Origin of the sequence: Candidatus Avelusimicrobium stercoris (genome assembly GCF_002437085.1) — a bacterium.
In the GTDB taxonomy this organism is placed as follows: domain Bacteria; phylum Elusimicrobiota; class Elusimicrobia; order Elusimicrobiales; family Elusimicrobiaceae; genus Avelusimicrobium; species Avelusimicrobium stercoris.
Genome location: NZ_DJOA01000030.1, coordinates 1 through 5,915 on the forward strand (window position 1 = coordinate 1; position 5,915 = coordinate 5,915).

General features: G+C 51.0%; 6 protein-coding genes. 2 read left to right on the top strand and 4 right to left on the bottom strand.

The features are described 5' to 3' along the window. On the top strand, nucleotides 1–654 hold a 654-nt coding region (locus B2118_RS04655), incomplete at its 5' end, for a type IV pilin protein (protein ID WP_428053628.1). Between the two features lie 3 nt (nucleotides 655–657). Here the strand turns inward: B2118_RS04655 and B2118_RS04660 are convergent. The 4 genes from B2118_RS04660 to B2118_RS04675 are packed head-to-tail and all read right to left on the bottom strand — an operon-like array spanning nucleotide 658 to nucleotide 3,087. After that, nucleotides 658–1,158, bottom strand: coding sequence for a thermonuclease family protein (locus tag B2118_RS04660; protein ID WP_428053630.1), 501 nt, complete (start codon nucleotides 1,156–1,158; stop codon nucleotides 658–660). Beyond that, the gene (locus B2118_RS04665) at nucleotides 1,159–2,046 is read right to left on the bottom strand and encodes a diacylglycerol/lipid kinase family protein (protein ID WP_428053632.1); all 888 of its coding nucleotides are present in this window, start codon (nucleotides 2,044–2,046) and stop codon (nucleotides 1,159–1,161) included. It abuts the gene before it with no gap. Further along, on the bottom strand, nucleotides 2,043–2,381 hold the full coding sequence (locus tag B2118_RS04670) for a hypothetical protein (RefSeq protein WP_428053634.1): 339 nt from the start codon (nucleotides 2,379–2,381) through the stop codon (nucleotides 2,043–2,045). Before B2118_RS04670 ends, B2118_RS04665 begins: the two co-directional genes overlap by 4 nt. 7 nt (nucleotides 2,382–2,388) lie before the next feature. Beyond that, nucleotides 2,389–3,087, bottom strand: coding sequence for an HAD family hydrolase (locus B2118_RS04675; RefSeq protein ID WP_428053636.1), 699 nt, complete (start codon nucleotides 3,085–3,087; stop codon nucleotides 2,389–2,391). Nucleotides 3,088–3,173: 86 nt separating this feature from the next. On the opposite strand from B2118_RS04675, the gene alaS reads away from it, so the two are divergent. Continuing rightward, the gene (alaS, locus tag B2118_RS04680) at nucleotides 3,174–5,786 is read left to right on the top strand and encodes an alanine--tRNA ligase (RefSeq protein ID WP_428053638.1); all 2,613 of its coding nucleotides are present in this window, start codon (nucleotides 3,174–3,176) and stop codon (nucleotides 5,784–5,786) included. Nucleotides 5,787–5,915 lie beyond the last annotated feature (129 nt).

Consider the following 5,915-nt stretch of genomic DNA (forward strand, 5'->3'; position numbering starts at 1 on the left):
GGATTTACTTCTATTGTGTCATTTCCGAGTGTCTGCCGGCGCGGAGCGTTCGGGAATCTGCCGTTATTTAAAAAAAAAGGCAACGACAACAACGGATCCCCGACTAAATTCCTCGGGGATGACGGCTTAACAACAAGTGGCCGAACGGCTAATATTTGCCCGGCAACCGCGGGTTTTACCCTCATAGAATTATTAGTCGTCGTCCTTATTATTGGTATTTTGGCGGCGGTGGCCTTGCCACAGTATAATAAAGCGGTTTTAAAGTCCCGCTTTACCCAGGCCTTAACGGCGGCGAGCGCCCTTTCTATGGCGGAAGAAACATATTATATGGCGACAGGAAATTATACGGAGGACTTAACCGATTTGGATATTTCTATGCCCGGCACGCTGTCTATGAATAATGCAATGGTGTCATCTTCGTGGGGAAATTGCAGAGTGCAAACTAAATATAGGGAAATTTACTGCCGCGTGCAGGGCGGTTTATTTTATCACGTTTATTTTGAACAATCCAACTTTATGCCGGGAACCCGCTGGTGCGGTATGGATAAAAAGGCTACCAATTTGGAAACACTGCAAGGTGTCTGTTTATCTATGGGTGGCGTTATGAAAGCGGATATGGATGACGCTTTAACCTATCATTACCGGTTGCCGTAATAATTATTGATACCTTTTGGACTTCGTGCCGCCGTCGTATGGGTAGCCTAAATCGCGGCGGATGAGTTCGTCCGCCAGGTTTTTGCCTTCGCCGTTGGTTACGTCGCACAGCAGGCGGAAATATTTATCCCGTCCGCAGTCGGAAAGCGTAATAGGTTTTTGGTCCAAAAACGCTTGGGTAAATTCCTTGGCCTGTTGGGCTTTGCGCTTTTCCTTTTCGGTCTTGCCCTTCATTTCCGCGCAGTCCACCCCGCGCACGCGCACGGGTACTTTTTCGCAATATACGGCCAGGGAGCAATTTAAATTAATTTTGAACGTGTCCCCGTCATATACCGAGGCGATAGACACATCCCTAAATATCGCGCCGTCCTCCACCTCGCCTGTTTGGGTGAGCGGCTTGCCCTGCTGCTGCATAATGTACAGCACGGCGGTGGCAATCACGGTCGCCCAAAATTTTACCTGCTTATTTGTTTTGCGGGTGGAGGTTCTTCTTCTGCGGGCCATTTATTTCTCCGGGAACATTACCTTTAACGCACCGGGCTGTATGGCAATTTCCAGTTGGTCCTTGGTTTTGCGCGGCTCGCCGTCAATGTGATAGACAATGTCGCCCGGCACGCGGATAACGGCGTGTTTTGCGTGTGTGGTTTCCGTAATGCCGAAGGGGCGCCAGTTGTCGGTAAAGAAAGACGGTGCAGACAATGCCAGTTTCCACTTGGGGGCATCCCGCACGATAACCATATCCAGTTCGCCGTCGCTTAAATTGGCCTTGGGGGCAATTTTAAAGTTGCTGCCGTATTGGCGGCCGTTGGCAAATACCAAGGTCAAAGGGGCCAAGGTAAGGGGGGGGCCGTCTAAATCTACTTCCAAGGTTTTGGGCTGATAGGAAAAAACGGTTTTCGCGCCGATTTTGAAATAAGGCCACATCCCGCGGTTGCCCGTTTTGCCCTGTTCCATAAACTGCCAGGCGATTTCGGCTTCAATGCCGACCCCGGCCAAATTTAAAAAGAGTTCTCCGTTGGCGCGCCCCGCATCGCACGGGTGGATTTTCGCGCGTTGCAAACGCATTACGGCCTCTTCAAATAAAAGCGGCATACCCAACTCGCGCGCAAAGCCATTGCCGGATCCTTTGGGGATTACGCCCAAAGCCGTATTCGTGCCCGCCAGCCCGCGTGCCGTTTCGTTAATAGTTCCGTCCCCGCCGATAGCCACCGCGGCGTCGTATCCATTGGCGGCGGCTTCTTTGGCCAGTTCCGTGGCGTGTCCGGCGGCCTTGGTCAGGCGCATATCAGCCCCCGGAAAATTCAGTTGGATACATTTTGCCATTGCTTCCAAACGGTCCTGGTCTAATTGGGTTTTACCGCTTTTGGGGTTTAAGATAAAAAGGATTTTCATAATTTTTTCAGTGTTTCTTCGTCTGTGCGGCTGTTTTTAATCATTTCGCACAAGCGTTCGGTTTTGAGTAGCCCGTTGCCGATTTGTGCTACCTTGCTTCCGGCAGATAACACAAACATCATAAGTACCGCAAACAAGCCCAAGTTCGCCAGCGAGCTGAGGTTCTTCATCGGCAGCAGCATTGGCCCGTATTGCGTATTAATTTGCATATCTGCAAATTGTATAACGGGCATCACGGCCCCGCCGTTTACAAAAACCTTGTACATCCCGGTCAGCGAAAAAAAGATTAAGCCTAACCCGGCGCAAATCAGTAAATATCCAAAAATTTTGTTCATAGGGAAATTATAACAAAACAGGCAGTATGTCTGTTAGCGTATTAATTTGCAAATACGGTGGGTTTTCCGGCTCGGTGCGGGTCTCGTGCTGCCAAGTAAACGCACACGGCATATAGGCCGCCTGTGCCCCGGCTTCCAGCGCGGGGAAGATGTCCGAACGCAGGGAATTGCCCACCATCAGCACCTCATTGGGTTGCGCGTGCAAACAGGCGAATAAATCCAAATACGCCTGGTGAGTTTTTTCCGTTAGGATTTCTATATGGTCAAAAAGCGGCAGAAGCCCGGAATTTTTCAGTTTGCGCTGTTGGTCCAGCAGGTCGCCTTTGGTAACGACGGACAAATGATACTTGCCGTGCAGGGCCCGTAGGGTTTCTTGCGTGCCGGGCAGTAAGGTTACGGGACGGTTAATAAGCGCCTTGCCCAGTTGCAAAATTTCGCGTGCGGCGCGGGCGGCTTCTTCGTTATCTAGGTTGGCGAGGGCCGTTTCTATCATAGAAAGCGTAAAACTTTTGGCCCCGTAGCCAAAGGTTTCCAAATTGCCCATTTCCGTTTTAAACAGGGCTTCTCCCGCCTGTTTGGCGGTTAATTTTCCGTCAAAAAGCGCGTAAAATTTATCTTCCGTTTCGCGGTAAAATTCTTCGTTTTTCCAAAGGGTGTCATCCGCGTCAAAACACACAAAGCGGACGGCTTGGGGATTAAAAGTCATTTGTTCCTCCGTACAGCGGGCGTGGAAGCCCCTGTATTTGATATACTTTATTATATATGTTTTAAACGCTACGTTAAGAAGGTTTTATGAAAACAAGTACAGAAATCAGAAACGGTTATTTGCAATTTTTCCACTCCAAAGGACTGCCGATTATCGCGTCCAGTTCCCTTATCCCGCACTCGGACCCGACCTTGCTTTTTACTTCCGCCGGTATGGTGCAGTTTAAAGCCAACTTTTTAGGCATTGACGACTCCCTCAAAAACGCCACCACCTGCCAAAAATGCGTGCGCACCACGGATATTGACAGTGTGGGCTTTACCGAACGCCATTTGACGTTTTTTGAAATGCTGGGCAACTTTTCCTTTGGCGACTATTTTAAAAAGGAAGCCATTGATTGGGCGTGGGAATATTTAACCAAGGTACTTGGTTTATCCCCGGATAAACTCTACGTTAGCATTTACAAGGGCGGCATTGCCCCGCGCGACGAAGAAGCCTATAATCTGTGGCTTAACTATGTGCCCAAAGAACGCATTTTTGAACTGGGTGAAGCGGACAACTTTTGGACGATGGGCTCCACCGGTCCGTGCGGTCCGTGCAGTGAAATTTATTATGACTTTGGCGATAAAGGCTGCAAAAATCCGCATTGCGACATCACCTGCGACTGCGGCCGCTTCGTAGAAATTTGGAACATTGTATTTGAAAGTTACAACCGCCAAGAGGACGGTACCTTTAAACCCTTGCCGCATAACAATATTGATACAGGTATGGGTTTGGAACGCTTGTGTATGGCGATGCAAAACGCCAAAAACGTATTTGAAACTGACCTCTTCACCCCGCTCATCAACCGCGCCAAGCAGGACTTGCATATTGCGGGAAACACCAAAGAGGAGGTTTCCGCCCTGCGTATTATTGCGGACCACGTCAGAAGTTCCAGTTTCTTAATTGCCGAAGGTATTTTGCCCTCTAACGAAGGGCGCGGGTACATTTTGCGCCGCTTAATCCGCCGCGCCGCGCGCTATGCCAAATTAATGGGCAACGATAGACCGTATCTTTATACCTTAGTCCCGGTGGTAAAGGAAATTTTTGCGGGCCTGTACCCGGAAATTGATAAGAACCTTTCGCACATCCAAGACGTGCTGAAATTGGAAGAAACCACTTTCTTAAAAACCTTGGTAAACGGCGAAGAAAAACTTTCCGCCCTGCTCGCTTCCTGCGGCAAAACCTTGCCCGGCGAAGAAGCGTTCCACTTGCACGAAACCTTTGGTTTTCCGTTGGAACTGACTAAGGAAATCGCGGCCGCCAAGGGCGTAACCGTGGATGAAAAGGGCTACGAAAAAGCCAAATCCGCCGCGCAGGAAAAGAGCCGTTCCTATGCGGACGAATTTACCAAGGATAAAGCCTATATGATGCAGCACGTGGAAACCCACAACCCCGCCACCGTGTTTACGGGTTACGAAACGCTGACGGACGAGGGCACCGCGCTGATGTTGTTAAACGACAAATTTGAACTGACGGACGAAGTAAACGGTGAAGGTTACGCCGTCTTTGACCGCACGCCTTTCTATGCTGAATCCGGCGGACAGGTGGGCGATAAGGGCGTTATCACGCTGGACGGAAAAGAAATTGCCCGCGTGGACGATGTGCAAAAGCCCGTTGCCAAGGTGTTCTTGCACAAAATTTCCGGCACGCTGAAAAAAGGCCAAAAGGTTACGCTTACGGTCAATGCGGCCCTGCGCAAACGCTGTATGGCCAACCATAGCGCTATCCACTTGGTCAACGCGGCCTTGCGCCAGGTGTTCGGCACGTCCGTACACCAGAGCGGTTCTTATGTGTCGCCGGAACGCTTCCGCTTTGACTATACGCTTTCCAAAACGCCGACCGCTGAGGAATTAAACAAGGCGTGGGCGATTGCCAATAAAGCCGCCGAAGATGCGCTTCCCGTTACTTGCGAGGTGCGCCCGCTGGCCGATGCCGAAAAATTGGGCGCGGTAACCTTGTTGGGCGAAACATACGCCGACCCGGCCCGCTTTGTGTTAATGGGCGGCAGTTTTGCTCACCCGGAACAAAAGTACAGTTTGGAACTGTGCGCGGGTACGCACGTTAAAAATACGGCGGATGTAATGACGGTTTTAGTGCTTAAAGAAGGCTCCGTTTCCGCCGGGGTGCGCCGCGTGGAAGGCGTGGCGGGTTATGCTGCGCTGGACTATTTAAAGAATGTCAACCGCCAAGCCGAAGAATTGGCCGCCCGTTTGGAAGTGCCGTCCAAGGATGTCTTCACACGCGTTAATGCGATTGCGGACGAACTGAAAGAGGTCAAAAAACGCTACTTGCAATTCCGCGAAAAGACCTTGGCCGCCGGTGGCATTAACGAGATGAGTTTCACGCTGAAAAATGGTACAGTATTGGTGGTACGCAACGCCGAGGGTGCCGAACCCAAGGAACTGCGCAACATCGCTGATACCATTGCCCAAAAGTACAAACAGGCCTTGATTATTGTGGCTTGCGATAAAGACGGCAAACGCGCGTTTGTCGTCAAAACGGCGGGCAGCCTGCCCAATACCAATGCGGCAACCGTTGCCAAGCAAATCGCGGCGGACCTGAACGGCCGCGCGGGCGGACGCGCCGACTTTGCCCAAGGCGGCGGCGAGGCCAAACGCCCGTGGCAGGAGTTTATTGACGGCGTGAAGATGTCGTTATAAACCGGTGTTTGGCTCAAACGCCGCGTGGCGCAAGTCGCTCCCGCGGCACGCAAAATTCTAGTGTAATGCAAAGCACCCCGGGGATATTCTCCCCGGGGTGCTTTTTACTGATATGAAAATCCACCGGCT

What these genes read in the sequence shown, in the direction of transcription:
- B2118_RS04660 (WP_428053630.1), bottom strand. Translation starts at nt 1,158, where the DNA reads ATGGCCCGCAGAAGAAGAACCTCCACCCGCAAAACAAATAAGCAGGTA.
- B2118_RS04665 (WP_428053632.1), bottom strand. Translation starts at nt 2,046, where the DNA reads ATGAAAATCCTTTTTATCTTAAACCCCAAAAGCGGTAAAACCCAATTA.
- B2118_RS04670 (WP_428053634.1), bottom strand. Translation starts at nt 2,381, where the DNA reads ATGAACAAAATTTTTGGATATTTACTGATTTGCGCCGGGTTAGGCTTA.
- B2118_RS04675 (WP_428053636.1), bottom strand. Translation starts at nt 3,087, where the DNA reads ATGACTTTTAATCCCCAAGCCGTCCGCTTTGTGTGTTTTGACGCGGAT.
- alaS (WP_428053638.1), top strand. Translation starts at nt 3,174, where the DNA reads ATGAAAACAAGTACAGAAATCAGAAACGGTTATTTGCAATTTTTCCAC.